Annotated in this window: 26 protein-coding genes and 1 pseudogene; 12 read left to right on the forward strand and 15 right to left on the reverse strand. The window is 61.2% G+C overall.

What is annotated here, in order from left to right; translation table 11 throughout:
• Window positions 1-30: 30 nt before the first annotated feature.
• Window positions 31-1,287: a sensor domain-containing diguanylate cyclase gene (locus FHT77_RS01325; protein WP_183751827.1), complete on the reverse strand. Its 1,257-nt coding sequence runs from the start codon at window positions 1,285-1,287 to the stop codon at window positions 31-33.
• Window positions 1,288-1,522: 235 nt separating this feature from the next.
• Here FHT77_RS01325 and FHT77_RS01330 point away from each other — a divergent pair, with 235 nt between their 5' ends.
• Window positions 1,523-2,503, forward strand: a complete 981-nt coding sequence (locus tag FHT77_RS01330; protein ID WP_183751829.1) for an SDR family oxidoreductase — start codon at window positions 1,523-1,525, stop codon at window positions 2,501-2,503.
• A 55-nt stretch (window positions 2,504-2,558) separates the two neighbouring features.
• Here FHT77_RS01330 and FHT77_RS01335 read toward each other — a convergent pair whose 3' ends face one another.
• Window positions 2,559-2,867, reverse strand: a complete 309-nt coding sequence (locus FHT77_RS01335; protein ID WP_183751831.1) for a Dabb family protein — start codon at window positions 2,865-2,867, stop codon at window positions 2,559-2,561.
• 19 nt (window positions 2,868-2,886) lie between these two features.
• Window positions 2,887-3,573: a glycoside hydrolase family 19 protein gene (locus tag FHT77_RS01340; RefSeq protein ID WP_183751833.1), complete on the reverse strand. Its 687-nt coding sequence runs from the start codon at window positions 3,571-3,573 to the stop codon at window positions 2,887-2,889.
• Between the two features lie 150 nt (window positions 3,574-3,723).
• Between FHT77_RS01340 and FHT77_RS31895 the strand changes: the two genes are divergently transcribed.
• Complete coding sequence (locus FHT77_RS31895; protein WP_259126774.1) at window positions 3,724-3,855, forward strand: hypothetical protein; 132 nt, start codon at window positions 3,724-3,726, stop codon at window positions 3,853-3,855.
• 4 nt (window positions 3,856-3,859) lie between these two features.
• Here the strand turns inward: FHT77_RS31895 and FHT77_RS01345 are convergent, their stop codons facing one another.
• Together FHT77_RS01345 and FHT77_RS01350 are read right to left on the reverse strand one after the other, a co-directional pair.
• Window positions 3,860-5,119 carry a DNA-packaging protein gene (locus FHT77_RS01345; protein WP_409527434.1) on the reverse strand — a complete coding sequence of 420 codons (1,260 nt, stop codon included), beginning with the start codon at window positions 5,117-5,119 and terminating at the stop codon, window positions 3,860-3,862.
• A 247-nt stretch (window positions 5,120-5,366) separates the two neighbouring features.
• Complete coding sequence (locus tag FHT77_RS01350; RefSeq protein WP_183751837.1) at window positions 5,367-5,933, reverse strand: hypothetical protein; 567 nt, start codon at window positions 5,931-5,933, stop codon at window positions 5,367-5,369.
• Window positions 5,934-6,373: 440 nt separating this feature from the next.
• On the opposite strand from FHT77_RS01350, the gene FHT77_RS01355 reads away from it, so the two are divergent.
• Together FHT77_RS01355 and FHT77_RS01360 are read left to right on the forward strand one after the other, a co-directional pair.
• On the forward strand, window positions 6,374-6,658 hold the full coding sequence (locus tag FHT77_RS01355; protein WP_183751839.1) for a DUF3892 domain-containing protein: 285 nt from the start codon (window positions 6,374-6,376) through the stop codon (window positions 6,656-6,658).
• Window positions 6,659-6,809: 151 nt separating this feature from the next.
• Window positions 6,810-7,154, forward strand: a complete 345-nt coding sequence (locus tag FHT77_RS01360) for an MmcQ/YjbR family DNA-binding protein (RefSeq protein WP_183751841.1) — start codon at window positions 6,810-6,812, stop codon at window positions 7,152-7,154.
• Between the two features lie 6 nt (window positions 7,155-7,160).
• Here FHT77_RS01360 and FHT77_RS01365 read toward each other — a convergent pair whose 3' ends face one another.
• A complete protein-coding gene (locus FHT77_RS01365; protein ID WP_183751843.1) occupies window positions 7,161-8,072 on the reverse strand; it encodes an SDR family oxidoreductase in 912 nt (303 codons plus the stop codon).
• Window positions 8,073-8,175: 103 nt separating this feature from the next.
• Between FHT77_RS01365 and FHT77_RS01370 the strand changes: the two genes are divergently transcribed.
• The gene (locus tag FHT77_RS01370; protein WP_183751845.1) at window positions 8,176-8,730 is read left to right on the forward strand and encodes a TetR/AcrR family transcriptional regulator; all 555 of its coding nucleotides are present in this window, start codon (window positions 8,176-8,178) and stop codon (window positions 8,728-8,730) included.
• A gap of 7 nt (window positions 8,731-8,737) precedes the next feature.
• On the opposite strand, the gene FHT77_RS01375 is transcribed toward FHT77_RS01370, so the two are convergent.
• Entirely contained in the window at window positions 8,738-9,226 is a 489-nt protein-coding gene (locus FHT77_RS01375) for a YcgN family cysteine cluster protein (RefSeq protein ID WP_183751847.1), read from the reverse strand.
• A gap of 183 nt (window positions 9,227-9,409) precedes the next feature.
• On the opposite strand from FHT77_RS01375, the gene FHT77_RS01380 reads away from it, so the two are divergent.
• Both FHT77_RS01380 and FHT77_RS01385 read left to right on the forward strand, forming a co-directional pair.
• Entirely contained in the window at window positions 9,410-11,548 is a 2,139-nt protein-coding gene (locus tag FHT77_RS01380) for a transglycosylase domain-containing protein (RefSeq protein ID WP_183751849.1), read from the forward strand.
• A 382-nt stretch (window positions 11,549-11,930) separates the two neighbouring features.
• Complete coding sequence (locus tag FHT77_RS01385; protein WP_183751851.1) at window positions 11,931-13,616, forward strand: arylsulfatase; 1,686 nt, start codon at window positions 11,931-11,933, stop codon at window positions 13,614-13,616.
• 60 nt (window positions 13,617-13,676) lie between these two features.
• Here the strand turns inward: FHT77_RS01385 and FHT77_RS32165 are convergent.
• Window positions 13,677-13,849 (reverse strand): annotated as a pseudogene (locus FHT77_RS32165) (DUF1214 domain-containing protein); the annotation flags it as partial.
• 161 nt (window positions 13,850-14,010) lie between these two features.
• On the opposite strand from FHT77_RS32165, the gene FHT77_RS01390 reads away from it, so the two are divergent.
• On the forward strand, window positions 14,011-15,711 hold the full coding sequence (locus tag FHT77_RS01390; protein ID WP_183751853.1) for an adenylate/guanylate cyclase domain-containing protein: 1,701 nt from the start codon (window positions 14,011-14,013) through the stop codon (window positions 15,709-15,711).
• Window positions 15,712-15,820: 109 nt separating this feature from the next.
• Here the strand turns inward: FHT77_RS01390 and FHT77_RS01395 are convergent, their stop codons facing one another.
• The 3 genes from FHT77_RS01395 to FHT77_RS01405 all read right to left on the reverse strand — a co-directional run bounded on the left by FHT77_RS01395 (window position 15,821) and on the right by FHT77_RS01405 (window position 19,352).
• Window positions 15,821-16,543, reverse strand: a complete 723-nt coding sequence (locus FHT77_RS01395; protein WP_183751855.1) for a DJ-1/PfpI family protein — start codon at window positions 16,541-16,543, stop codon at window positions 15,821-15,823.
• A 302-nt stretch (window positions 16,544-16,845) separates the two neighbouring features.
• Window positions 16,846-18,252 carry a DUF1254 domain-containing protein gene (locus tag FHT77_RS01400; RefSeq protein WP_183751857.1) on the reverse strand — a complete coding sequence of 469 codons (1,407 nt, stop codon included), beginning with the start codon at window positions 18,250-18,252 and terminating at the stop codon, window positions 16,846-16,848.
• Window positions 18,253-18,329: 77 nt separating this feature from the next.
• Window positions 18,330-19,352 carry a DUF1254 domain-containing protein gene (locus FHT77_RS01405; protein ID WP_183751859.1) on the reverse strand — a complete coding sequence of 341 codons (1,023 nt, stop codon included), beginning with the start codon at window positions 19,350-19,352 and terminating at the stop codon, window positions 18,330-18,332.
• 239 nt (window positions 19,353-19,591) lie between these two features.
• Here FHT77_RS01405 and FHT77_RS01410 point away from each other — a divergent pair, with 239 nt between their 5' ends.
• Together FHT77_RS01410 and FHT77_RS01415 are read left to right on the forward strand one after the other, a co-directional pair.
• Window positions 19,592-20,179 carry a DUF1214 domain-containing protein gene (locus FHT77_RS01410; protein WP_183751860.1) on the forward strand — a complete coding sequence of 196 codons (588 nt, stop codon included), beginning with the start codon at window positions 19,592-19,594 and terminating at the stop codon, window positions 20,177-20,179.
• Window positions 20,172-20,726, forward strand: coding sequence for a DUF1254 domain-containing protein (locus FHT77_RS01415; RefSeq protein ID WP_183751862.1), 555 nt, complete (start codon window positions 20,172-20,174; stop codon window positions 20,724-20,726). The genes FHT77_RS01410 and FHT77_RS01415 overlap by 8 nt, the downstream gene beginning before the upstream one ends.
• Window positions 20,727-20,736: 10 nt before the next feature.
• On the opposite strand, the gene FHT77_RS01420 is transcribed toward FHT77_RS01415, so the two are convergent.
• Window positions 20,737-20,904: a hypothetical protein gene (locus tag FHT77_RS01420; protein ID WP_183751864.1), complete on the reverse strand. Its 168-nt coding sequence runs from the start codon at window positions 20,902-20,904 to the stop codon at window positions 20,737-20,739.
• A 519-nt stretch (window positions 20,905-21,423) separates the two neighbouring features.
• On the opposite strand from FHT77_RS01420, the gene FHT77_RS01425 reads away from it, so the two are divergent.
• Window positions 21,424-21,630, forward strand: a complete 207-nt coding sequence (locus FHT77_RS01425; RefSeq protein ID WP_016553269.1) for a hypothetical protein — start codon at window positions 21,424-21,426, stop codon at window positions 21,628-21,630.
• A 200-nt stretch (window positions 21,631-21,830) separates the two neighbouring features.
• The gene (locus FHT77_RS01430; RefSeq protein ID WP_183751866.1) at window positions 21,831-22,844 is read left to right on the forward strand and encodes a DUF2336 domain-containing protein; all 1,014 of its coding nucleotides are present in this window, start codon (window positions 21,831-21,833) and stop codon (window positions 22,842-22,844) included.
• A 7-nt stretch (window positions 22,845-22,851) separates the two neighbouring features.
• Here the strand turns inward: FHT77_RS01430 and FHT77_RS01435 are convergent, their stop codons facing one another.
• Genes FHT77_RS01435 through FHT77_RS01445 form a run of 3 tightly spaced genes read right to left on the reverse strand, consistent with a single transcriptional unit; the run spans window position 22,852 to window position 25,691 of the window.
• Entirely contained in the window at window positions 22,852-23,208 is a 357-nt protein-coding gene (locus FHT77_RS01435) for a DUF1491 family protein (RefSeq protein ID WP_183751868.1), read from the reverse strand.
• A gap of 49 nt (window positions 23,209-23,257) precedes the next feature.
• Window positions 23,258-24,187 (reverse strand): peptidoglycan-binding protein, encoded by a 930-nt coding sequence (locus FHT77_RS01440; RefSeq protein WP_183751870.1) that lies wholly within the window; start codon window positions 24,185-24,187, stop codon window positions 23,258-23,260.
• Entirely contained in the window at window positions 24,159-25,691 is a 1,533-nt protein-coding gene (locus tag FHT77_RS01445) for a sensor histidine kinase (RefSeq protein WP_183751872.1), read from the reverse strand. The genes FHT77_RS01440 and FHT77_RS01445 overlap by 29 nt, the downstream gene beginning before the upstream one ends.
• Between the last annotated feature and the right edge of the window lie 217 nt (window positions 25,692-25,908).

Here is a 25,908-nt window from a genome sequence, read left to right on the forward strand (position 1 = left end):
CGATGACAGCCAATCGCAGGTGGAGCCCGATCAGGCCTTGAAGGCGACTTCTATGGTTTGCCGGTCCTGCGCCACGATCCGGCATTTGGTCTCGAAACCCTCGCCCTTGATCATCAAGACGAATTCCGGAGGTATGCCAGCGGAACTGGAGACGGAGAGCCCCGCGCTGTCGGTACCGAGCGACCTTATGGTGCAATCGATCGTCGAGCGGCGGTCGTTGAACATGATGGATCCGGCTTTCAGGACGCGACGGCGCGAACCGGTCGGCCCATCAGCGCCGATGGAGTTCCATGACACGCATCGGTTTCGACCGTTGTGCTTGGCGTGGTACATCGCGGCATCGGCCTGAACCAACAGCGTCTCAATATCCCTGGTGATGATCGAAAGCGCCGAAATGCCGAAACTTGCTGTCACGTTCAATTCGCCGAAGGTTCCCCGGATCGGCCGGGACGCGATCGCAAGCCTTACCTTTTCGGCGACGGCGGCTGCCGCTTCGCGATTGATGTGCGGAAGGAGGATGGCAAATTCCTCTCCCCCGAGGCGGCCGAACAGGTCTCCCACACGCAGGTTCGCCTTGCAGGTTTCTGTGACCGCATGGAGCACCTGATCGCCCACCGCGTGGCCATGGGTGTCGTTGACGCTCTTGAAATGGTCGATGTCCAGAACGATGCAGGACAGGTCATGCTGATGCCTCAGGGCAAGCGACAGAAGTTGATCGGCCTCTTGCCGGAAGGCGCGGCGGGTGAGCGTGCCTGTCAAGCTATCGGTTGCTGCCGACTGCAGCAGCTCGATCCGGTCCATCGCCACGCCCGCCAATTCCTGGAGAACAGAAAGATCCTTGGACCCGAACGATCTGGGGCGTCGATCGATCGCACATACCGTTCCGATAACGTGGCCACCCTTGGTTTTCAGAGGCACGCCGGCGTAAAACCGCACGTGACTTTCTCCCGTCACGGCTGGATTGTGCGCGAACCGCGGATCGCGCGTTGCATCCTGCACGACAATCGGCTCCTCGCGGTCGACCACGTAGCGGCAGAAGGTATCTTCAAGCGGAACCTCGTCCGCCGCCAGCCCGGAACACGCCTTGTACCATTGCCGATGCGCGTCGATGAGAGACACCAGGCCGATGTCGACCGCGAAGATCTCCTTTATCAGGCGCACGATGCGCTCGAAGCCTTCGTCCTTCGGGGTATCGAGGAGGTCAAGCTGCTCAAGCGCCGCGAGACGCTCGATTTCCCGCTTTTTCGCGTCCAAAGACGATGTCCCGAAAGCCCTCACAACCACCATGCAGCATCGCTCCTAGCCCAGCTGAGATAGCATGCGTCTCATACATTCGTGAAGAAATTCAATACCGCTTTCCCCATCAGATTATCGATGGCTTGTCAGAGTGGGACGAGAGAGACAGGCCCCCCTGCTTGTCGTCCGGGCGCCATAGCCTGGCCAGATTTACGCGAGACGCCCGAGTCCTTTCACGCTATGAAGGTGACCCTAGATCCCGCCTGTCAGATACCGAGGTTTCCAGATGGCTTTGAAAGTCCTTTTCATTGGCGGCACCGGCCAAATCTCTTACCCGTGCGTCGAGCGCGCCGTTGCCGAAGGTCATGATGTCAGCGTTTTCAACCGCGGTCTGAGACAAGACCCCTTGCCTGCAGGGGTGACCTCGATCGTCGGTGAACTCGGATCGCCTGATTACGCGGATCTCGCCAAGGCCAACTTTGATGTCGTGTGCCAGTTCATCGCCTTCACGCCCGACCAGATTGCGCGCGACATCGAGGTGTTTGCGGGTCATTGCGGCCAGTACATTTTCATCTCCTCGGCCTCGGTCTATGAGAAGCCGCCGCGTCACTATGTGATTACCGAGGAGACACCGGCAATCAATCCATACTGGCCCTACAGCCAGGCCAAGATTGCCTGCGAGGACCTGCTCAGGAAGTCCCAGAACCTGGCCTGGACGATCGTCCGCCCCAGCCACACGGTACGCACCGGGGTGCCGATGATGTTGGGCGACAGCGACATCATGGCAAGGCGCATGCTGGACGGCGAGCCCACCATCGTGGCGGGCGACGGCCACACGCCCTGGACACTGACCCGCTCGGTCGATTTCGCGGTGCCTTTCGTCGGGCTTTTCGGCAAGCAGGCGGCGCTTCGCGATGTTTTCCACATTACATCCGACCGCGCTCATATCTGGAACGATATCCAAAGGGCGATCGGCAGATTGCTTGGCGTGGAAGCCAAGATCGTTCATGTACCGACCGACACCCTGATCAAGTATAATCCGGCCTGGGAAGGTCCCATGATCGGCGACAAGGCCTGGACTGCGATCTTCGACAACTCGAAGGTCAAGCAAGTGGCGGGTGACTTCACCTGTGCCGAAAGCCTCGATGAGATCCTTGCCGAGCCCATCATGCACCTGAAGCAGCGCCTCGCCAAGAATCGCCCGCCGAAGGGTGAACTCGATGCCCTGGTCGACAGGATCTGCGCTGCGCAGAGCGCTCTCGGCTAGGCATGCTGTCTAAGCTGCATCCCCGACGCGCGCCTTGGAGGGGCAGGCTACAGCATCAACGCAGTGGCCGCTTCACCGCCCCATCGCTCTCGTAATCCGCCGCCATCCGCATTTCGCGGATCGGGCGCACGAGGTCGATCGAGCGCTGATAGTCCGGATGCGCCTTGTAGGCGGCAAGGGCTGCCTCGTCGTCGAATTCGCCGTAGACCACGAGGTCGACATCCGTGCCGAGCTGGTCGGTCTTGATGTTGGTTCCGATCTCCAGCAGGCGGGCGTGCGGGATCGCCGTCAGGATCGACAGGCCGGCGCGCACCTTTTCCAGTTGCTCCGCGGGCGTTGTGAAGAAGACGATGTGGCGGATCACGCGGAACTCCTGTGAAGGTCTAGCCGAAGACCCGCGCGATAGCATGCACGAGCCAGCCCTTCAACCGCGCAAGCCTTCCCGCAGGCTGTTCGCGGCGGATGGCCGCAAGGAAGGTCTTGCCATAGCCGGCGAGCTTTTCCGCCCTATCGGTGCCATTGACGATGCGGCGGGCATTAACCCAATCATCCGTCGTCTCGTTCAGGTGGTCGGCAAGCTTGTGATTGGCAAAGGAGCCCTGCACCATGCCTTCGATCAGGATCGAAACGGCGGCATCCATCTCCATCGCCCGGTCCGGCTCGGCAACGAGGTCGATGCCTGTCAGTTTGCTCATCGCCTCGTAATTCCGCTTGTGAGTGAGCTGCACCAGGCCGCGGCCGAGCCAGCTCTTGCCGTCCTCGTCAGGACGCCAGTAGGGCGTCTTCACCCAGGAAAGCTTGCCTGATGCATAGGCGTTCTCTAGGATCTCGATCGCCCGGGCGTCGGTGGTAGCCAGCGTCTCGCGCACCGGCTGCATCGTAAAGGCCGTCTCGTGGTAGGCCGTCGCCAGGATGTAGGCGAGCCAACGCGGATCGGCATCCGGCATCCGCGATTCCCAGAAATCGAGAATCGCCGTCATCCCCTCCACCTGAGGCTGATTAAGCGTTCCCTTGAACAGCGCGTCGCGCACCGTGTCGAAGAAGAAGGGCCTGTCGATGTGGATAACCATAGTAACCGCCTCAAAAAGTGGTACGGCGTTGTACGCCTCAATCGATTAAAATTAATTCAATCGTTTAAAGTGTTTAAGCGCCTGATTTACACGCAGTTTAAGCCGTGCCAGTGATTAACTCACCGTTAAATCAAGCCCTTGGAGGAGAGCATGCAGCAGCCGGCCAACAGCAATCAGCCGACCATTCCCCAGCATGTCGTCGACCAGCTCGAAAACGAATGGCGTCAGGTCCGCCCGGAGCAGCAAGCGCCGCGCCCGGCACAACAGCAACCTCAACGCTAGTCCTTCAGATGCCCCGCACCCGGGGTTCCCCATGTCCCTCCAGCATCAGCGCCGTCAACGCCCAGACCAGCGCGTCCAGCCGGTCTGGCGAACGGCCTGACGAAAGCCCGTCCGGGCCGAAGTCGCACATCTGGTCTTCCAGCGCGACAAACCTCCCTGCATGGGCAACCCGCCCCTGCTCGTAGAGCGCCGCGACCGGTTCAGCTCTCAAGTATTTACCGCGCGTCGCGCGCACGGTCGAGACCGGCAGGCTTTCGTCGATACTCTTCAGCATCGATGCGACCATGTCGCCGCCCTGGTTGATTTCGGCAACCACCCGGTCCGCCGAAAAGCGCCTGTAGGCGCGGACGACCGCACCTGCCCAGCCGGCCGGGCTTGCACCCTGAAGCGAACAATCGGCAAGCACCACCGCACGCCCCGACGCCTCCAGCCCCGCCACGACAATGCCACAGCAGGACTGCGCACCGGCCGTCGCCGGCGGATCGACCGCGACCACGACACGCCTCAACTCGCCAGTGAAGCGGATCGTGGCAGCCTCGATCACCTCGCGCCGCCAGAGCGCGTCTTCGCGATCCTCGATCAGTTCCCCATCGAGTTCCTGACGCCCGAGCCGCGTGCCACCGTAGCGGTGCGCCAGCGCATCGATAAAACCCGGCGCCAGATTGGCTGCATTGGCAAGCGTGCTGATCCGTGTCAGCCGCGTGCCTGCATCAGCGATCAATTCCTTCAGCAGCGGCACCGGCCGCGGCGTCGTCGTCACCAGCTGGCGCGGAAAACTGCCGAGGCGCAGGCCGAACTGCAGCATGTCCCAGGTTTCCTGCCCATGCTTCCATTTCGCCAGCTCGTCGCACCACGCGAAATGGAACTGCGGGCCGCGCAGACTCTCCGGATCCTCGGACGAGAAGATCTGCGCCACCGCACCGTTCGGCCAGACGAGCCTGCGCCGCGAAATCTCGAACTCCGGGCATCCACGCCGCGCAATGCGGCAGATGCCGGAGACACCGTCGATCATCACCTCGCGCGCGTCGCCGAGCGTTTCGGCAATCAAGGCGATGCGCAGATCGGAACGCCGTTCCGCGCTCGCCAGCGCATGAATCCATTCGGCCCCTGCTCGCGTCTTGCCGGAGCCGCGCCCGCCGAGGATCAGCCAGGTGCGCCAGTCGCCCGCCGGCGGCTGCTGTTCGAGACGGCCGGAAAACGTCCAGAGACCGCCAAGCGGGTTCCACAGCCCGCGTTGGTCGGCAAAGCGCACCAGCGCATCCATGGGCATCCGCTCCGCCGGCTCCTCGGCATCGTCAGGCCGGTCAACCTCGGCCCGACACGACGGCCCGGAGGTTGCGAGCGGCACGGCCGCTGGGTTCATCTCCGTCAAAAGGGCTACACCCTGCTGCAAACCAGCCGCCACGACCGTCCGAACCGATATCCGTTCCGCTGCGATGACAGTCATCTCCTCGCCATGGCGCGCCATCGTTTTCTCAGTCCGGCGCCTGAGCGACCGCGACGCCCGCCCCTCAGCCGGTATCGGCCTGGCGAGCGCCGCCGGCAGCGGCGTCACCTTGACCGGGAGGACCGGTAACCTGCCACTCGGCAAGCAGTTGCCGCGCCCGCTGTTCCGCCAGCTCGTCGATGCGCTCAAGAAACCGCTTCTTCGCATCTTCAAGCCCCATCGCAGCGTCGTTCTCTTCCGCGGCCAGCTCACGATCGCGCGCGATCTGCCGCTGCAGCTGATCGACCTTCTCCAGCGTGCGAACGATCAGAGACATCGCATCGGTCGCCGCCTTCAGATCGGCCCGCGCGAGCTTTGCCGCCGCCTCGTCGCCGCCTGAGCACGTCGCTTCCGCAGCCCGCCGCAATTCGCGGAAAGCGCTGAACTGGTCGCGCATCTCCGCCGTCATCTCGTTGAGCAGAACCCGCAACTCCTCGGCGGGCGCCGCCGGACCGGACTTGATCTCGAGGAAATAGGCCTCCGCCGCCCTCGCCTTGGCGTCATCCGCTTCGAGCTGCAGCGGATCGCCATAGGCGCGCCTCTGCGGCCAGTAGCCGTACAGCTCCGGTTCGAAACTCTCGATATCAATCATAGGGAACCTCTCGGCCAGCCAGCTTCACCTGGCGGCCAGAAACACAAAAGCCGGGTCAAACCCCGGCTTGTAAATCCGGAAAGCCCTGGCCAAGCACTTCGCCGCGACCGCAACTTTCCGACTATGCCATAACCCTATCAAACGACCGTCACGCTGTCAAGGATTATTTTCCTATATTCTCTGAATCCGGCTCTGACTGTGTTCTCGTGCGGTTAGGCAAGGTGAGATTTCTGTAAATGAACAACGTGTTCAATCGTCAGATATGCCCGTTACGCTTGTGGGAATCACCCGACTCGCGAAACATAAGAGGCGACCGTGTGCAAGACGGTCGCCTCAACTTTAACAAGCGATGGAACCGCTTGGTTTGTGATCACGGGCTAAAAGTTACGCGTTACGCGATTTACGTCAAGCCGTTCCTGCAGAACATACAGGAACTAAATATGACAAATACTGCGCAGATAAAATGCATAAACAAGGATCGCCGTTATGATCCCTACCATGCAATTACTCACGTGGGCGGGTTCGTGACCTCGCAATGGAAGCTTACCACTGCCGACGCGATCTCGAAGATAGAACGCGGTGAGTGGGCATTCTACGTGGAACGACCAGCCGGTGACCGCGTCTGGGTACAGGTCGCAACTAGTCGATTCGGCAATAAGTATCTGAAGACCGATGCAGATGGCGACGAGCCGAACAATCTGCTTAGTCTTCCGGAATGCCCATAAGATAGGGTGATGAGCTGCGCTTTTTCGTGTTTAGAGCATGGGAAGGCGTAGCTCGGTTAGAAGGCACGACCGGCTGCTTAACAACGCAAGCCCATCTGCTTGAGTTTTTCTGATTGGCTCGAATCCATAAGCATGTGCTAATTTTATCGTCATGAACCAGGAAGAGCGCATTTCCTTTGCGCTCAGCCTGCCGGAGGCGGTCGAGAGCGCGCATCACGGCACGCGCGATTTCCGCGTGCGCAGCAAGATATTCCTGACGATGCCGGAGCAGGACTATTGCGTCGTCCGCCTGACGCCCGACCAGCAGCACATGACGTTGGCGGTGGCGCCCGATGATACGGCCGCGGTGCCGGGCGGCTGGGGGCAGCGCGGCTCGACCCGGCTCTTCTACGGCAAGGCGAGCGACGAACTGGTGCAGGGTCTGGTCCGCAAGTCATGGCAGAACGCCGCGCCGAAAACGCTGCAAAGACAGTTCGTTGTCATCCCGTCCGGCTAAACCGGTTCAACGGTAGCCTGTGGCGTCCGCGGGTTTACCTGCCTCCATCACCTCGTCCATGTAGCGCCAGCAATCCGGCCGCGAACCGTCGACGTCGTCAAAGCCGTAAACCTTGGCGAGCCCACCGCTTGAAAGCGACTGGCCGTTCCAGCGGGCGCGCTCGGGATCGGCGGCGAGTGCCGCCACCGCCCGGCCGGTGAAGCGCGGCGTCTCGGAGATCACGAAGTGCGGCTGCGCAGCGGTTGCGTCGCGCCAGTTCTCCTCGCTGACGCCGTAGATATCGAGCATCATCTCCGAGCGCATCCAGCCGGGCGTCAGCGCCACCGCCGTCGCGCCATACGGCGCGAGATCCTTGGCGTGCGCCCAGGCCATCCGGATCACGCCTGTCTTGACGAGGTCGTAATAAGGGCAAAGGCGGTAATGCGTGGCGTTGTATTCGGCGGTGCCGTCGGTCAGTTCGACCAGCAGCCCGCCTGGACGCTCGATCATCAGCGCCAGCGCGAAATGCGCGGTGATCAGATGGGTGTCGATCGCCAGCCGCAGCATGTGCAGCCCCTTGTCCAGCGAGTGCTCCCACACCGGCTTGTTCCATTCCGTCAGGTGCTCGCCGCCCCAGATATCGTTGACCAGGATGTCGAGCCGGCCCTGTTCGCGGCGGATGCGCTCGACCAGCATCTCGACCTCGGCCGGCACGGTATGATCGACGCGAACGGCGATCCCCTCGCCGCCGGCAGTGGTCACCATCTCCGCCGTCTCCTCAATCGTCTCCGGGCGCCCATATTCCGACTGCAGTGCCCGCGTCGTGCGGCCGGTGACGTAGACGGTGGCGCCGGCGGCGCCGAGTTCCACGGCAATGCCGCGACCGGCACCGCGCGTGCCGCCGGCCACGAGGGCAATCTTTCCTGAAAGTGCTGCCATTTGCTTGTCCTCCACACCAGAGCACGCCACTGGATTTTCACCATTCAGCTTGAATATAAACGAACGTTCGTTCATATTCATCGTGAACGCAAGAGGAAACTTCATGCCGCGCCCCCGCACGCTTTCGGACGAACAGCTTCTCGACATGGTGCTCGGGCTCGTCCATGCGGAAGGCCCCGATGCGGCAAGCTTCGGCGCGGTCGCGAAGATCAGCGGTCTCTCGGGCTCGACGTTGGTGCAGCGCTTCGGCACCAAGACAGCAATGCTGCGGGCCTGCCTGTTGCGTGCCTGGGACCGGCTGGACATGGAAACGGCCCGGCTGGTCCAGTCTGTTCCCCAAACGCCCGAGGGCGCCATCGACCTGCTCGCCGGACTTTCCAAGGATTACGGCGAGGATGCCGCATCTTACGCGGAAGGCCTGCTCGTCCTTAGGGAGGATCTGCGCGATCCCGCGTTGCGCGCCCGCGGCGCGGCCTGGGGAAAGACACTGGCCACAGCGCTCGACCGATGCCTCGGCGCCCAAGGTAAAACTCATGTTGGACGGCTGATGCTCTCCCAGTGGCAGGGCTGCCTGCTCTGGTGGGGTTTCGAGCCACAGGGCTCGATCGACGACTATGTGCGCGGCGAGCTAAGGCGATTTCTTAGCTCGCTCACCTAGCTCGGTGCTACTTGGCAGTCTCCGGCGCCTGCGCTTGCACTTCGTCGCCCACCGTCAGCGGCCAATCCACCACGTAATCCTCGAAGTCGTCGACCTTGACCTCGGTTTCGCTGATCGTCCGGCCTCGCGCCGAAATACCGGCGGCATGCACGGTCTCGGGATCGCCTGACACCAGCGGATGCCACCAGTAGAGATCGCGGCCCTCGTTGATCAGCCGGTAACCGCAGGTAGGCGGCAGCCAGGCGATCTCGTCGACGTTTTCCTTAGTGAGCTGGACGCAATCGGGCACGAAGTCCCAGCGGTTCTCGTAGGACGAACAGCGACAGCTTTGATCGTCGAGCAGTTTGCAGCGGATCGAGGTGAAGTAGATATCGCCGCTATCCCACTCCTCGAGCTTGTTGAGACAACAGAGGCCACAGCCGTCGCATACGCTCTCCCATTCGGCCATCGTCATCTCGGCGAGCGTCTTCGTCTTCCAGAAGGGTGTTTCGTCCATCATTCCGTTCTTGCAACAGCTCCGCGCAAAATCGCGTGAGAGCTTCCATTTCTCTTGTTCTTGTCAGGCAAATCAACCAATGATTCACCAAGCTCCGGTTACTCCGGGGCACTGTCGGCAGATTTGCCATAGTCCGGCGTCAGGTTCGTCCGGCGTCGAACTGATCGGGCGGGAATATAAGACGTGACGGATCCGGACAATCCAGAAAAACGGCCGCGCAAGCAACGCCACCTGCTTTTGAAGATCGACTCGTGGATCGATTCGACCATCTGGAACGCCGGCTTCCGCTCCGCCGAGATCTGGGAAGACATCACCATCTTCTTCCGCCGCTTCCGCGTTCGCGGCTGGAAGCGCATCGTCTTCGAGCTGGCCGGCGAAGGCCTGACATGGGGGTCCGTCGGCGCCGTGCTGATGCTCGCCCTTGCCCAGCCTGCCTTCGAGGCTACCAAGGAAGATTGGCGCAATCGCGGCGACTACGCCGTCACCTTCCTCGACCGTTATGGCAACGTCATCGGCCATCGCGGCGTCATCCACCAGAACTCCGTGCCGATCGACGAGTTGCCTGACGCGCTGATCAAATCGGTGCTTGCAACCGAGGACCGGCGCTTCTTCGACCATTTCGGCATCGACGTCATCGGCCTCTTCCGTGCGGTGGTCACCAACGCCCAGGCCGGCGAGGTCGTGCAGGGCGGTTCGACGCTGACGCAGCAGCTCGCCAAGAACCTGTTCCTTTCCAACGAACGCTCGATCGACCGAAAGATCACCGAAGCCTTCCTAGCGCTGTGGCTCGAGGCCAACCTCTCCAAGAAGGAGATCCTCTCCACCTATCTCGACCGCGCCTACATGGGCGGCGGCACGTTCGGCGCTGCAGCAGCGGCGCAGTTCTATTTCGGCAAGAGCATCACCGACGTCAATCTGGCCGAATCCGCCATGCTCGCCGGCCTGTTCAAGGCGCCGGCGAAATATGCGCCGCACGTCAACCTGCCGGCGGCGCGCGGTCGCGCCAACGAGGTGCTGACCAACCTCGTGCAAAGCGGGTTGATGACCGAGGGCCAGGTGATCGCCGCCCGACGCAATCCAGCAACGGTCGTCGACCGCAACCAGGTGGAATCGCCTGACTTCTTCCTCGACTGGGCCTTCGACGAGGTGATGCGACTATCGCCGCGCTTCCACCAGCATTCGCTGGTCGTTCGGACCACGATCGACATGGGCCTGCAGAGCGCGGCCGAAGATGCCGTCGAGACGTCGCTGCGGGAGTATGGCGAGAGCTACCACGCCAAGCAGGGCGCGATGGTCGTGCTCGAGAACGGTGGCGCTGTGCGCGCCATGGTCGGCGGCCGGGATTATGGCGAGAGCCAGTTCAACCGCGCCACCAAGGCGCTGCGCCAGCCGGGCTCATCGTTCAAGGTCTATACCTATTCGGTGGCGATGGAGAGCGGCATGACGCCGGATACCATCGTCGTCGACGCGCCGATCTACTGGGGCAACTGGAGCCCGCACAACTACGCCAACAAATATGCCGGCCGCGTCACCATCGCGACCGCTATCGCCCAGTCGATCAACACCATTCCGGTGCGGCTTGCCAAGGAGAAGCTCGGTATCCAGCCGATCCGCGCCATGGCGAAAAACCTCGGCGTGGAATCGCCGGTGCGCGACGACGTGACCATCCCGATCGGCACCTCCGAGGTGACCGTGCTCGACCAGGCGACCGCCTATGCCGTCTTCCCGGCAGGCGGCTACCAGTCTCGCCGCCACGGCATCACCCAGGTCCTCGACTACGGCGGCGACGTTCTCTACGACTTCGACCGTGACGAGCCGCCCGCCAAGCGGGTGCTCTCCGAAAAGGCCGATACCTACATGAACCAGATGCTGTCGCGGGTGCCCTATGTCGGCACGGCGCGAAAGGCCGCGCTCGACAACGGCATCCTCACCGCCGGCAAGACCGGCACGACGCAGGCTTATCGTGACGCCTGGTTCATCGGCTATACCGGCAACTACACGGCCGCCGTCTGGTTCGGCAACGACGACTACACCTCGACCAACAAGATGACCGGCGGCTCGCTGCCCGCCATGACCTTCAAGCGCGCCATGGATTATGCCCATCAGGGCATCACGCTTCGGCAGATCCCCGGCACGCAGCCGCTGCCGCCCGACAAGAACGCCAAGACCGTTGCCGCAGCCAAGCCGGAGGAAGGCAGCCCGGCTCCCCTCGTTCGGCCGCGGATGCTCTCGGTCGAGTCAACCCGCCTTCTCAAGGATCTTGGGCAAGCGCTGAAGACGGCCCCGCCGCTGGCGGCGCAGAAGGTGGCGAGCGCCGACTGAGATCCACTGGCTTGACCTTAGCCGCCGCCGGACGATCCTGAACACGCATCTTGCGCATTGCGGCCAAGTGTCGGCGCCGCACTTCAATCTGGCGGCGAAAGTGAAGATATGCGATATTCGCTCCCGGGACGGTTGCCAACACTCAGGCAAACGCCAGCGCGAGCATTTCATCGCTAGCCATTGACGTTTCGATGGCGGGTGGGCCTCTCGTCACCCTATGGCGAGCAATCAGAGCTGCATTCACACAACTCAGCATATCCCGCTGTGGCGGCGTCGTGCCGCGCAGTTTCACAAACTCAGATCGTCACAGGCATGAGGTGGGTCACCCTTTTGCTGTGAGAACACAATCGCGATTAGATCAGTGAAACGGAGGGTATCAATCATGAGTAGCACGAGAAACCTTTGCTTTGGTCTGCTGGCTTCCGCGTTGGCGACCGCGCTGGCCCCGCCAGCAGTTGCGCAGCAACAGCAGCCAAAGCCGAATATTGTCGTCATCATGGGTGACGATGTCGGCTGGTTCAACCTAGGCGCCTATCACCGCGGAATCATGTCCGGAAAGACCCCTAACCTCGACAAGCTGGCGTCTGAGGGCATGATGTTCACCGACTATTATGCGGAGGCGAGTTGCACAGCCGGCCGGGCGAGCTTCATCACCGGGGAAATTCCTTTGCGGACCGGCCTGACGACCGTCGGCCAGGCGGGCGCCGATGTCGGCATGCCCGACAAAGCTGCCACCCTGGCCGCCGTGCTGAAGGCCGAAGGATACGCTACCGGCCAATTCGGAAAGAACCATCTTGGCGATCTGAACAAGTATCTGCCGACACTACATGGCTTCGATGAATTCTTTGGCTACCTCTATCACCTCGATGCGATGTCAGACCCCTATTGGTATTCGTTTCCGAATGACCAATCGTACCGAGATAAATTCGGACCGCGCAATTTGGTCCACAGCTTTGCAACGGACACTGACGATACAAGCGAGCTGCCCCGTTGGGGCAAGGTCGGCAAGCAGCGGATCGTAGACGAGGGTCCCCTCGCACCGTATCCCGACATGTCCAACGTCCCGAACATGCATGACATAGTACCCAAGGCCAAGTACGACATGGGCACATTCGACGAAGTGCTGGTCAAGGCTTCGTGCGACTTCATGGACAAGGCCAAGACCGACGGAAAGCCGTTTTTTGTCTGGCACAACACGACGCGCATGCATGTTTGGACCTATCTGTCGCCCAAGTACCAGGCCCTCATGAACAGCGACACCAACTATGGTCTTGAGGAAGCCGGCGTGGCGCAGCTCGACGACAGTGTCGGCGCCCTCATGAAATGTGTCGAAGACGCAGGCCAAGCCGATAACACCATCGTCGTTTTCACGACCGACAATGGGGCGGAGGTCTTTACCTGGCCGGACGGTGGCATGACGCCATTCAAGGGCACCAAAGGCACAGTCATGGAGGGAGGCTTCCGCGCGCCGGCCATCATCCGCTGGACGGGCAAGATCAAGCCGGGATCCGTCGAGAACGGCATTTTCTCGGCCTTGGATTGGTTCCCGACGCTTGCGGCAGCAGCCGGCAATACCGAGATCACCGACCAGTTGCTCAAGGGCGTGAAGCTCGGCGACAAGACCTACAAGAACCATCTTGATGGCTACAATCAGTTGGACTTGTTGCTGGGCAAATCACCCTCCGCACGGCATGAATTCTTCTACTTCGGTGGCCCTGCCCTGGGGGCAGTTCGCCTCGATAACTTCAAGTTCCAGTTCTTCCAACAGCCGCAGGGCTGGCCCGGCGGCAAGGTAACGACTGACATGCCCACCATGGTCAACATCCGTCAGGATCCGTTCGAGCGGACACCATCGATTGGTCAGCAAAGCCTCAATGATCAAGGTGGAGGCTACATGAACGACTTCTTTGCGCGCGAGTTCTGGCGGTTCGTCAGCGTTCAGCAGGAAGTCGCCAAGCTTGCTCTCACGGCGGTCGACTATCCCCCGATGCAGGATCCGGCCTCGTTCAATCTGGATGCTGTAAAGCGGCAGATCGACGCTGCGATCAAAAACAAGCCTGGCAACTGATCGACCCTGCACAAAAGGACGGGTGGCCCCAATCAGGCTACCCGTCTGTAGCCGAGCAGACCGGACGGCATCCGCGAGCACCCATTTCTTGTCAAGGAATTCCTTGGTCGGGCCATAGGCGCGGAACATCAGTTCGAACTTCCTTTTCGGATCAGTCGGGACCCAGTTGGCCTCTTTGCCTTTCGGCGCGCCTAGGGACCAAGATAGAGATCGATGGAACCGTCCGCTTTCCGTGGACAGTCATGTCCGTGTCGTCCACCTCGACGCCGTCGGTCACAAGAAGGATGGGGGCTCGATGGAGGTGGAGATCGCCTGGACATCGCCACTTACCACTTGTTGACTCACCCGCAGTTGAACAATAATTTGCTAACTCAGTCGTTAGGCTTGTCCTCACATGACGGATCAATCTCTTCAGCGTCGCCTTGCCGCCATCGTCGTTGCCGATGTGGTGGGATTTTCACGCCTGATGGAGGCTGATGAAGTCGCAACGCTGGCGAGCCTCAAGGAACTTCGTTCTGGCGTCATCGAGCCGGCGGTGATGCGTAACAACGGTCGCATCTTCAAGGTCATGGGCGACGGATTCCTAATCGAATTCAGTAGCGCGGTGCACGCGGTCGCAGCAGCATTGGAAATGCAGCGGGCCACCTCTGCTGTTTCCGGAGACCGGCGCTTGCTTTTGCGTGTAGGCGTCAATCTGGGAGATGTCGTTGACGACGGTTCAGACGTCCTCGGCGACGGCGTCAATGTCGCGGCGCGCCTCGAGACGCAGGCCGCACCGGGAGGTATCTGCATTTCAGCCAACGTTCACGGCGAGATTGTCGGCAAGATCGGCGACCGGTTCTTTGATGGAGGCGAACGCTACCTGAAGAACCTGACCCGCCCGGTCCACGTGTGGCATTGGCCGGATGCGCTGCAGAGCATGTTGCCGCTGCCCGAGTGTCCCTCGATCGCTGTATTGCCTTTCACGAATACGAGTGGGGATGAAGCCGACGCGCCTTTCGTCGACGGCTTGACCGAAGACCTCATCATCGACCTTTCCCGTACGGCTGGCCTGTTCGTCATCGCGCGCAATTCCGTGAACGGCTACAAGGGCAAGCCGGTTGATGTACGGTTGGTCGCCCAGGAGCTCGGCGTCCGCTACATCCTTGAGGGGAGCGCCAGACGTGCAATGGGCCGTGTCCGTATCAATGCCAAATTGATCGACGCGCTTGGCGGCCAGCAATTGTGGGCCGACCGGTTTGACCGGACGGTGGAAGATGTTTTCGAATTACAGGATGAAGTTAACGCCAAGATTGTTGAAGCCCTCGTCGGCCGGCTGACCATCCCGGCGCAGCGTAATCGGCCGAAGAACTTTGAGGCCTACGATCTATGCGTGCGCGCCCGCCGCCTGACGGAAGAATCGCCGCAAACTGAGCGTGAGGCCTATATGCTGCTCCAACGCGCGGTTGAGCTCGAGCCATCATATGCCGAGGCGCTCGGCCTGCTCGCCTATAACCGTTGGCTTGCCTGGACTCATTTCGGCGAGCCCGAAGATCCTAACCGCCGGATGGCGGCGACGTTCGCGCAGGAGGCGGTCGAGTTAGATCCCAACGATGCCGGCTGCCGTTACGTTCTGGGGACCATTTTGGCTTATGAGCAGCGATGGGAAGAATCGGAGGCCGCCTTCGCCAAGGCCCTGGAGCTGGACCCCAACCACGCCGACACCTGGGCCGCCATGTCGGACGTGTCCGTGCTGGACGGCAGGGTTGCCGACGGACTAGCGCAGATTGAAAAAGCTCTGCGGCTCAATCCCCATCCAACCTGCTGGTATCTCTGTCATCTCGGGCAGGCGCAATACGCCGCGCGTGACTATGAGGCGGCAGCCGCTACCCTCCGCAGGGAAGACACGTATCGTACCAACTCACGCAAATTCCTGGCTGCGACGCTTGCGCAGTTGGGCCACCGTGAAGAGGCGCGACGAGAAGCAGAATTGTTCCTCATCGCCCACCCTCATTTCACGATCAGCCATTGGCTCAACTCCCAGCCGCTACGCGATGCATCTGTACGAGACCACTTTGTCGACGGCTTCCGAAAGGCCGGCCTGCCGGAACGGTGACAACAGGTGGCCCGAATGGGCCGCCCGTCAGCACTCCTGGGTCTGCGCATGCATTACCGCAAAGCATCCGGCAGGCGCTGGCAAAACTTCGGCGGAAAGGGCGCCGCCCTCAGGGAACGCCCGTCGCTGCCCGCTTCTCCAGTGCCTTTCTCATCGCCGTATGGCTGCTCTCATTTCGCTGCACCATCAGCGAAGTTGCCGCTGCGCTTGCCTTGTCGGGATGGCCCGCGTCAAACGGGGGTGAAGGATCATATTCGATCCCCAGCTGAATGGCCTGGGCGACCTCGGGCCCGGCGACTTCCGCAACGACACTGAAAGCGAAATCGATCCCCGCCGTGACACCGCCTGAGGTGACAACGTTGCCATCGCGCACAATACGCCCTTCTTCGTGGATCGCGCCGACCAGTGGAAGCAGGTCGACATAGGCCCAATGCGTCGTCGCCCGCCGCCCCTCCAGCAATCCGGCTGCGCCGAGCAGAAAGGCGCCGGTGCAGACCGACGTTACGTAGGTTGCCTGCCTCCCCTGCCGCCCAACGAAATCGACCAGTTCGGAATCCGCAAGCGCCTCCATGACGCCGGAGCCACCCGGCACGCAAAGCAAGTCGAGCGCGGGGCAAGTCTCAAATGTGTCGGTCGGCAAGAAAGCAAGACCGCGATCACTCGAGATCGGCTGCAAGGTCTTTGCGACAACGTGGGCCTTAACGTCAGGGAATTTGCTTGGGACTGAAAGCGAGGGCGGTGTTCCGAGCCTGCTCAAGACCTCGAACGGCCCGGTGAAGTCAAGCTGCGTAATCCCGGGAAAGATCACGAAGCCGAGGTTGAAATCGGACATGCTGCATCCTCCCCCCATAAGCACACATACAACGGCGATCATAGCACTCTACGCACGCCTGCAACCGCGGAGAATTAAACCGCTCCCCAGCCATGACATTTGGTGCGCCAGGGAACCGCGCCCACGCCAGACCGTTCGAAGAGGGCCCGACACTCACCGCCACGGTCCGGATCACCGGCCCGTCTGTGTTAGGCCCACGCACAGGAGATGAAGAGACCAAGTCCCCATTTTGCGAACCTGAATCCATTGGTCATGCATCCATCCTCCAAGCGAGGTGAGCCATCCGCATGCCTTGAACGAAACTATTTGTCCACGCGGACGACATCCGCCAGTACCCATTTCTTGTCAAAGAACTCCTTGGTCGGGCCATAGGCGCGGAACATCAGCTCGAACCTCCCTTTCGGATCCGTCGGGACCCAGTTCGCCTCTTTGCCTTTCGGCGCCTTGGGACCAAAATAGAGATCGATGGAACCGTCGCTATTCTTGGCGAGCTCGGGAATTTGCGACGAGCGGCTGGCACGCGACACGTTCTTGATCAAGGCGTGCGTCTGCCGGTCATAGGCCGTCACCGACCAGTACTGCTGAACAGGGACATCCGGCGGGACGTTCAGCCGATAGGTGGCGCGACCGTCGAACTCGCGGCCATCCTTGTCTCGGATCGAGATCGAGTAGAATTGCCCTGCGCCAAGCCGTTTGAGACCGATATAGGCGTAGCTGTAGGCGACGCCGCGGTGATCGACCGGATAGGCATTTTCCTCGTCGAAGCCATGTCCGCCCGCCTGGATCAGGTCCGGATAGGTTGGAAAGGTCCAGCGGCTCTTGTCGCTGAAGAACGGTGGAAATCCGGCATCATACTTTGCCTCGAGCAGCAACTGCGCGTCCTTCATGCCCTTGCTCAGCAGCGATTTCATATGCTGATCCGGTTCGAACGGTTTGCCCTTCTCGATACCGAGGGATTTCAGCTGGTCGATCATCACGCGATCGCGCACGATCCATGGTTCTTCCTGAACGACGCGGTTGAGGTTCTCGAAGAAGCTCGTATCCCATTTGATCGTGGAATCGAACAGAACATCCTTTACGTCGCTGAAGACCGTTTCCGGCGGATTGCCGGAGGCCGACAGCGGATAGATTTTCAGCTTCTTGCCGTAATCGATCGAAGCCTGAACATCCGCGTCGGCGTGGCTCGGAAGGTTGGAGCGAAGCAGCATGTAGCCGCCGTCCACCTCGGACTGAAGCGGAATGAACCCGTCCGGAAGCTTTTCCTTGTAGCCCGGCGGCAGCACCACGAACTTCCCGCCCTTGCCCTTGTCGATGCCGAGCAGACCGGCATCCTCCAAAGGCAACTGCCATGCCGTAACGATGTTGGCGTTGAAGGATGCCTTCGCCTCCGCAGGCGGCAGATCCAGAACGATCGGGCCATCCTTGGTGGTGAAGAACACCATGAAGTAGAGCGCGTCCGGATTGGGGGTCAGGGTCTGGTTCCGCCAATCCAGCGGGCGGCCCCAGTAGATGACCTGGCCCACCTTCCCCGGTGTCTTGGCCAGCATTTCCTGGCGCATCAGGTCATAGTTGACCACAGGCATACCCCAGACGACCGCCTGCACGGCCTTTCGCTCGATCTCCCTGTCGAACACCTGCTGCGTGGTTCGATCCGCTGCAATGGCAGGAACCCCAAGCAGCAACAGGCACAGCAACGCGACGAATCTCATGGCGTCATTCCTCCAGCACATGTTGCGGGTGACGGATGTTGCCATCTATCCCCGCGCGGTCGTGACGACCCGATCAGCTATTGCATTGCCTTTGGGAACTGCCACTTTCCGTCCAGGATATCGGCGCTCGGCCGATACAGGCGAACCATGTAGTTCCAGCCTTCTGTTATCGGCAGGCAGTTGGCGGTCTTTCCGTCGCATCCGCCGAACTGAACACGCACGGAACCATCATCGTCCTTCTTGGCGGTGACATTGTTGAGCGTGTAGGCGTTCAGCTTGTTCGGCTGGTAATAGCCCTTCTCGTTGTAGACGCTGATGGACCAGAATCCTTCAACTGGCACATCCTTGACCTCGAGCTTGTAGATGGTTTTGCCGTCGTTCTTCTCGGGCGTGACATTGAGATAGGTCGCATCCTTCTGTGGATTTCCGCCCCAGGCCGAAGCTGCGCCGATAAGGCGTCGAACCGGGTCAACGTCTTCCTTCGTCCCAAACATCCGGTTTGTGTCAGGCAGCGTGGCAGCCAGTTCCAGCAGCGCCTTTCTCACTTTCGTCTGGCTTGCCTGATCCCAATTGGGAACCTCGAAACTGCCAGGTGACTTCTGTTCCACCTTGATCGCGTCCTGGAGGGCGTGCGCCTGTTTTACGTCTTCGGAGTCCTGCGGATTTACAAGTGTCCGAACGGCAGCAACCACATATCGCGTTCCGATCTTGTCCTTGACGAGGGTGTAACTCCCCGGTTCGTAAATGACATCATGCGTGTACTGATCTTCATCGATGACCTGCATCGACATGAAGCGCTTGCCGGCGCCCGGAAGTGTTACCGTTACTGGCCCGGCATCGAGATCGAAGACAGCGGCCGAATAGAGCGTGTCGCGGTTTGTCCGGATGACGAGCTGATGATCGATCGGACTGAGTTCGCGATGATGCTTGAACTTTGCGAAACCGTCGTCCTTGACGATGTTCCCGAAATAGAGATCAGATTCAGCCCGCGGGAAGTTGTCGGGCGTCACCGGAACGGCGTCCTTGGTAGCGGCCTGCGCGAGAACGCCGTTGGTGCCCAGCACCAAAAGCAACGCCGTGATGACTGCCTGCTGCCCCATATGTCAGTTCCTCCATTGGTTCCTTCACTCGGGGCAAGCCTTCCACCGAGATAAGGGAATTGGAAGTACGTTACGGTAAATTCGACGCAACAACCTCAAAGGACCATTCAGCCACGCCACGCAAGGCAGCCCGCCAGTTCGTTTTGGCTGGGATATGCCGCGCCGTTCCGCCTGCGGCATTCCGCATAGCTAGAATCAGTGGTAACCCTTTCAACTGATTTGTTTCTCAAGGGCGCATAGTGTTTCGGTTTCCTCTCTTCATAGCGATGACGCTGATTATCGCCTTTGGTGGCGGGATCATGATTTCGCTCTACGCGCTGAACGCGACGGCCGGTTTCGGCGCGATCAAGCTCGGCGCCTGGGAGGCTTTTCCCGAACTGCAAACAGAAAGCGCCGACCCCTACGCGAAGTCGCACCGGGCGCGTGCCGGGCGCCTGCTTTATGGAAATGCCGAAGGCCTGATGTTCACCGCCAAGGTCGACGATAACGGCGACCGGCTGAACGCCGCCTGCAGCTACCGCATTACGGGGCAGACGCCGCCCGCCCGCATCTGGACGCTGTTTACTGCCGACAACAGCGGCAACCCGGCGTCGCTGCGACCTGGGCTTCCGGGTGCGATGAATTCCTGGACGGTGCTGCGGCAGGCCGACAGCAGCTTTACGGTCGAGATATCAGCGCATGCCCGCCCTGGAAACTGGCTGGCGCTGCCGGCCGCGGGCACCTTCCAACTCGTCCTGACCCTGTTCGATACCCCGACCGCCGGCAGCTCCGGTGTCATCGACCTTGCGATGCCGAAGCTAGAGAAGACCGGGTGCGGTAATGCTTAGGATCTTGTTCGCCATCCTTGCGGGACTTTTCGGGGCGGCGCTGCTGCACCTGGTGATCATACTGTCACTGCCGCACTTTACCGGCAAGGACGCCGCGACCCGCGTCGCCTCCGAGGGCGACCTCGACAAGTTCTACCTGCTTGGCGCCACCGATGACGCCGCGGGCCTTTCCAACGACGATCCCTTTGTCCGCACAGCCGTCTGCTCGTTCGACATCGAGGAGGCGCCGGTTCGGCTGACCGCCAGAGGCAACGTGCCGTTCTGGTCGATCGCACTCTATGATGGCGCGTCGAACGAGGTCTTCAGCATGAATGACAGGACGTCGGTGGGAGGCGCGCTCGATATTCTGATCGGAACGCCGATCCAGTTGACCGAGCTTCGCAAGGCTTTGCCGCCGGATCTGCAAAAGACCATTCTCGTGGAAAGCCCCCGCTCAGAGGGCTATGCGGTGTTGAGGACGTTGGCGCCCCAGACGAGCTTCGATGCAGCCGCGCGCAACTTCCTCGCGGAGGCCGGCTGCGACGAATATGCCAGCTCCTCGAACTGAAGCAATCTAGCTATTTCTTGGCTCGCGAAACCCGATCTCCGGACGCGCGCTTCGAACTCTCGGTCAGGCGCTCGTAGCGAACGCCGGTGAAAAGCAGGATCTGCGCCTCGACTGGTTTTCTGCCCTTGCGGCGGCGCGTCTGAGACAGACGGTCCGCCAATGCGACGACTATTGCCATTCTCGTCTCCATGCACGGCCCGAGACGGATGAACTGCGAAATCTCACCCTGCCCGCCTATGCGAGCCAGCGCGTCCTATAAAGCCCGATCAGGCCCCCGAGGCATCCGCGCCTTTCTCACGGCACTGTTCGAAATACCGTGATGTGAAACTCGACGACCGAAGCACTCGACCGCCGTGTTCATTTCCGAATTGAGACATATGACGGTTAACAGATGGTTAATTTCATGCGTGAACATTAGCTTCTTCTACGACACGATATAAACGCGCCGTGCCGTGTTTTGGTTTCAAACGTCGCACAAGAAGATTCGGTCCACAACGGCGCAATGATATTAGCATTAATTCATATACTTAACGCAGGTTGTGCCGGCAAGGCCGGTTCGACCTCCGTCGACGGATTCGTGTCACGAAAATATCAATTGCGGTCGCCGGCAATACCGGTATGGTTGTGGCATCGTCGGCAAATCTGAGCCGGCCGGCTGGGCACTGTTCCATTCACCGCGAACAAGGAAGGGGCTGAAATGTCTTTGCTTATCGGTTCGACATTTTCCCCCGAGGACCTGGATGTGCTTCGCCATGCACTCGATGCGTGGTGCCTGGAGAAGCGGATCGACATCAAGAGCGCCGAAGCCCAGTTGGCAGCATCCGCGGCACTGGACCTCTATCAGTCCGGAAACAACAGCGCCGAAAGACTTCTGGCGGCGCTTCGCGGGCATAAGGGATTGTAGTTTCCCTTAGATATCGAACCTAATGAAGGCCACTGTCGCGCGCCGGTCGACGTGGCACCTTCTGGCACAATTTTAATAAAGTCTTCAGTAACCATTAACCCTGCCCGTGTAGGATTTGTTCATAACCTATGTGGGGTAAGGGGCGTCCCTCCGCGTCCAGTCCTGCGACATCCCTTTTTGCGTTTCCAGGGTGTGTTCTTGTGCGTGACCGGTTCAGAGACCTAGAGACCCCCTCCGCCAGCCGGAAGAAGGACGTGGTGCTCATGGCGACAGTCAGCAGCTTCGAGGGCTTGCAGCCGCCCACCCGTTCGGAACTGCGCCAATTCGCCGAACTCTTCACGCCACTGTTTCAGGCTTCCTCCGACGAGGCGCGGCGGCAGGCAGTGGCCGCCCTTTCGCAATGCCCGCAGATTCCGGCAGCCGTTGCGCTCTTCGTTGGCTGCCAGGCGATCGATATCGCCGCGCCTTTCCTCACCTCCTCGCCGGCGATTGACGACGAAACCCTGATCACGATTGCGCGCACGCAGGGCAGCGCGCACATGAAGGCGATCGTCAGCAGAGAGGCTCTCTCCCCGCGGGTCATCGATGCCCTGGTCGGGCTGCGGCAAGCCGAACAGCGGCTGGCGGTCCCGCCGGAAGCCGAACCACCCAGTGTGGCGCCGGAACCGCCGGCTGCGACCTCGCTCGAGGATATCGAAGCTGCCGCCCGCCGCGCCAGCGAAGAGGAAATGCGCAACCGGATCCGGGAGCTCGTTCGTCACGTCGCCAGCCCTGAAGGCGATCGGCTCGGACTGCGGCACCTCTCCCCAATCCAGGCCGCCCTCCTCGTCCGCTTTGCCCGCAACCGGGAGGCAACGCTCTTCGCCAAGGCGCTCGCCGATGGGCTTTCCGCCAGCCGCTGGCTAGCCGAGCGCATCATGCTCGATATCTCGGGACAGCAGCTTGCGACCACGCTTATCAGTCTCGGCATGGATTTCCTCGACGCCGTCTTCGTTCTCGAGAAGCTGTATCCGCACCTCGCCGAACCGCAGCATGGTGTAACGCGGGCCTGGATGGTTCTGGACGGACTCGATCCGGAAGAGTGCAATGCCCGCGTCGAAGCGTGGCGCCGCGCAGACAGCTATACCTACCTGCCGGACGAGGCAGAAACGGCCCGCTCGGGCCACGAGGTTCCTCCCACCCGCGACCGGCGCGTTATCGGCCGCACCCGCTGATTTTTGGCTATAGCGGGTTCTCGCGCCCGCCGGCGAGTGGGACGATATCTCCGAGGTCTTCGGCTTCAAGCTCGACAATCCAGAGATCCGGGTCGAACTTCCGTTCCCGCTCAAGCATCTCCCTCACCTTATCAGGCTCAGCCCGCATCAAGCGCTGCTCGAACAGTCGCTCACCGCTCGTTTCGTCGTCGAAGACGCTTTGCGGCGCCGGGCCATAAAGCGTTTCGAGTCCATCGCGAAAATGCTGGCGGATAAAAACGGCGCCTGCCTCGTCGGCGCCCTTTGCCTCGACAGCGGCGAAGTCGCCCTTGCCGAAGACACGACGCAGGAGGGCGGAAACGAAGATGTCGGTGCGCAATCTCATTCGCGAGCTATAGCAGACAAACCGCCGGCGGCAATGCTGCGACGGCCCTTCAGAGTGCTCCGATTTCCTTGAGCTTCTTCAGAACGGCCTCGCTTGGCTCGCCATTCTCCGGCAGGTTGTAGTGTTTCTGGAAATGCCGGATGGCGGTGCGGGTCTGTTCGCCGGGCACGCCGTCTACCCCGACGTTGGCGTAGGCCATGTTGCTCAGACCCTTCTGGATCTTCAGGACGAGATCGACGGTCGACAGTTCCGCCGACTGCGCCATTTTCTTCGCCGGTGTCGGAGCGGTCTTGATGGTCTTCTCGGCGCTGCGGATGGCAGCGGCGACCGGATCCTCGGCCGACGCTTTCGACGTGACGTCCGCGGGCGGCTTTTCCAGCGGCACCGCAGAGGGCCCGACCGAGTCGGTCCTGAGCGCTGCCAGCACCACGGGCGTCGCATCGCCCGTTTGCGGCATGCCGACGGTTTCCTCGAAGAACAGGATCGCCGCGCTGGTGCGTGGACCGATGACCCCATCCGGCGTGCCGTTGTAGAGTCCTCGCCGCACCAGTTCGGTCTGGATGTCCATGACGATCTGGCTCGGTTGCTGACCACCAGGCGCTACCGGCGTCGCATTCGTCTGCGTGGCGTCGGCCTCGTCCTGTCGTTCGATCTTGAAGGTGGTGACGTTGCCGCTGTGCTCCTCAACGGGCGGGCGCGCCCCGAGCACGTTCGGGAACAGCGGATCGCGTGTGCGCAGAAAGGGGTGCGGGTGCGCGCCCGGCTGATACCAGAGCGCGTTGGCGGCAACGAAACTGAAGATGACCAGGAAGGCCGCGGTGCCGCCGGCAACCGACGGGTTGCGGCCAATCACGCCGCCAAGCGCGCTTGCACCCTGCAGCCCCAATCCGCCAACGACGGACGCCCCGGTGAGAAGCAGGCCCGGCCGTTTTTGCCGGCCCCGCCTTCCCTTAGGCGATTTTCGCTTGCTCGTGGCCATCGAAAAGCCCCTCTTCCAAAACACCGACCGGCGTCGGTGCAGCCTTCAGTCGCGGCGGGAACTCGACAAGATCATTGCGGGCCGTGCCCGCAGCCGGAATGCCGGATCCGTCCGCTGCAATCGAAATCGTGATGATGGTGCCGGCGCCCGGCGTGCTGGCGATTGCGAAGTCGCCGCCATGCAGCGCCACCAAGCCCTTCACCAGCGACAGACCGAGCCCCGTCCCTTCAAATCTGCGGCTATAGTCGTTCTGGATCTGGACAAAAGGTTGGCCGAGCATTTCCAGCTTGTCGCCCGGAATGCCGATGCCGGTGTCGCTGACGCAGAGGTTCAGAACGCCGTCGCGCATCGACGCATCGATCGAGATCGCACCGCCCGCATCGGTGAATTTCACGGCGTTGCCGACGAGATTGATGAGAATCTGCTGGATCGCACGCTGGTCCGCAATCACCTCATCGAGACCGCGCTGTACGCGGCTCGTCAGCGATACGCCCTTGGTTTTCGCCTGGAGCGCCAGCATCGCCTCGCAGGAACGAACGACCGACGCAATGTCGAACGGTTCGAGGCAGAGTTCGTAGCGACCGGCTTCGATCTTACTCATATCCAGCATGGTGTTGACGACCGAGAGCAGATGCGCGCCAGAATCCCGGACGAGCCCGACATACTCCCGCTGACGTTCGTTCTCGAACTTGCCGAAATACTCGCCGAGCAGGATGTCGGAGAAGCCGAGGATGGCATTGAGCGGCGTGCGCAGTTCGTGGCTGACGGCGGCAAGAAACCGCGACTTTGCATCGTTGGCCGAGCGGGCGTCGGCGGCGCGGTTCTGCGCCTCCTGCCGCAACTGCTGCTCCAACGAGACATCGCGCAGCTGGGCAATCACGCTGAAGAGCACGCCGTCACTATCCTGGCGCGCTGTCAGGTCGACACGCAGGTAGGCAAACTGTCTGTTGTCGCGCGAAACGGATGGCCGTTCGAGGCGCAGGTCGACGGTCGCAGCCTCCTCGCCCTGGCGGAGCTGGTCCAGCGCCTGCAGAAAGAGGATGCGGTCGGAGACATGGATCTGATCGACAAAGCCCTTGCCGATCGGATCGCGCATCCAGGCGAGATACTCCCGCTTGTCGCGACCGCCAACAGTGGTGACGTTGCCCTGCGGATCCATGAAGAAGGCAAGACCGGCGATTGCCTCCATGAAGAATTCTTCGGCAACGGGTGCGGCGGCTGCCGCCGTTGCCGTGCTCTGGCGCGACAGAGCAATGCTGCCCACAGCGGAGAACAGGAAGGCTGCGCAAACCGTCGTGACACCGACGGGCAGCGCGATCGCGGGACTGGTAACGAAGGAGAGTCCAAAGGGCGCCGCAACGAGAGCGGCCGACGACAGCAGCGCCAATCGGCGCAGGATCATCAGTTCGCGCTGGCGCGCGGCAGCGCCGCCTCCCGTCCGGGAGAGCCAGCTTCCAGCCGCCCGGTCCACGAGGGCTGCCGCCCGCTCTGCGATCTTACTCATTACACGCACGCAATACCCGCCCAAAAAAGGCTCTTTACCAAGGCGGACAATAGGCCTTGGGCGCTTAAGGAAAGGATAAGGGAAAAGCCGCCTCCACACCTCAAAAGCGCGAAATGTCCCGTTTTCGGGCATCTGAAGGCGGCTTTGAATTTTACGGTTAATGGGCGGTAAGCGACGGATTTCGCTGACATTTCAGCTCATCGTTAACCTTTGTGGC

Source organism: Rhizobium sp. BK181, assembly GCF_014193305.1.
In the GTDB taxonomy this organism is placed as follows: domain Bacteria; phylum Pseudomonadota; class Alphaproteobacteria; order Rhizobiales; family Rhizobiaceae; genus Rhizobium.

Excerpts from the sequence above, each read along its gene's own strand:
- FHT77_RS01325 (WP_183751827.1), bottom strand. The coding sequence starts at position 1,287 with ATGGTGGTTGTGAGGGCTTTCGGGACATCGTCTTTGGACGCGAAAAAG.
- FHT77_RS01330 (WP_183751829.1), top strand. The coding sequence starts at position 1,523 with ATGGCTTTGAAAGTCCTTTTCATTGGCGGCACCGGCCAAATCTCTTAC.
- FHT77_RS01340 (WP_183751833.1), bottom strand. The coding sequence starts at position 3,573 with ATGGTTATCCACATCGACAGGCCCTTCTTCTTCGACACGGTGCGCGAC.
- FHT77_RS31895 (WP_259126774.1), top strand. The coding sequence starts at position 3,724 with ATGCAGCAGCCGGCCAACAGCAATCAGCCGACCATTCCCCAGCATGTC.
- FHT77_RS01345 (WP_409527434.1), bottom strand. The coding sequence starts at position 5,119 with ATGGATGCGCTGGTGCGCTTTGCCGACCAACGCGGGCTGTGGAACCCG.
- FHT77_RS01350 (WP_183751837.1), bottom strand. The coding sequence starts at position 5,933 with ATGATTGATATCGAGAGTTTCGAACCGGAGCTGTACGGCTACTGGCCG.
- FHT77_RS01355 (WP_183751839.1), top strand. The coding sequence starts at position 6,374 with ATGACAAATACTGCGCAGATAAAATGCATAAACAAGGATCGCCGTTAT.
- FHT77_RS01360 (WP_183751841.1), top strand. The coding sequence starts at position 6,810 with ATGAACCAGGAAGAGCGCATTTCCTTTGCGCTCAGCCTGCCGGAGGCG.
- FHT77_RS01365 (WP_183751843.1), bottom strand. The coding sequence starts at position 8,072 with ATGGCAGCACTTTCAGGAAAGATTGCCCTCGTGGCCGGCGGCACGCGC.
- FHT77_RS01370 (WP_183751845.1), top strand. The coding sequence starts at position 8,176 with ATGCCGCGCCCCCGCACGCTTTCGGACGAACAGCTTCTCGACATGGTG.
- FHT77_RS01375 (WP_183751847.1), bottom strand. The coding sequence starts at position 9,226 with ATGGACGAAACACCCTTCTGGAAGACGAAGACGCTCGCCGAGATGACG.
- FHT77_RS01385 (WP_183751851.1), top strand. The coding sequence starts at position 11,931 with ATGAGTAGCACGAGAAACCTTTGCTTTGGTCTGCTGGCTTCCGCGTTG.
- FHT77_RS01390 (WP_183751853.1), top strand. The coding sequence starts at position 14,011 with ATGACGGATCAATCTCTTCAGCGTCGCCTTGCCGCCATCGTCGTTGCC.
- FHT77_RS01395 (WP_183751855.1), bottom strand. The coding sequence starts at position 16,543 with ATGTCCGATTTCAACCTCGGCTTCGTGATCTTTCCCGGGATTACGCAG.
- FHT77_RS01400 (WP_183751857.1), bottom strand. The coding sequence starts at position 18,252 with ATGAGATTCGTCGCGTTGCTGTGCCTGTTGCTGCTTGGGGTTCCTGCC.
- FHT77_RS01405 (WP_183751859.1), bottom strand. The coding sequence starts at position 19,352 with ATGGGGCAGCAGGCAGTCATCACGGCGTTGCTTTTGGTGCTGGGCACC.
- FHT77_RS01415 (WP_183751862.1), top strand. The coding sequence starts at position 20,172 with ATGCTTAGGATCTTGTTCGCCATCCTTGCGGGACTTTTCGGGGCGGCG.
- FHT77_RS01420 (WP_183751864.1), bottom strand. The coding sequence starts at position 20,904 with ATGGCAATAGTCGTCGCATTGGCGGACCGTCTGTCTCAGACGCGCCGC.
- FHT77_RS01425 (WP_016553269.1), top strand. The coding sequence starts at position 21,424 with ATGTCTTTGCTTATCGGTTCGACATTTTCCCCCGAGGACCTGGATGTG.
- FHT77_RS01435 (WP_183751868.1), bottom strand. The coding sequence starts at position 23,208 with ATGAGATTGCGCACCGACATCTTCGTTTCCGCCCTCCTGCGTCGTGTC.
- FHT77_RS01440 (WP_183751870.1), bottom strand. The coding sequence starts at position 24,187 with ATGGCCACGAGCAAGCGAAAATCGCCTAAGGGAAGGCGGGGCCGGCAA.
- FHT77_RS01445 (WP_183751872.1), bottom strand. The coding sequence starts at position 25,691 with ATGAGTAAGATCGCAGAGCGGGCGGCAGCCCTCGTGGACCGGGCGGCT.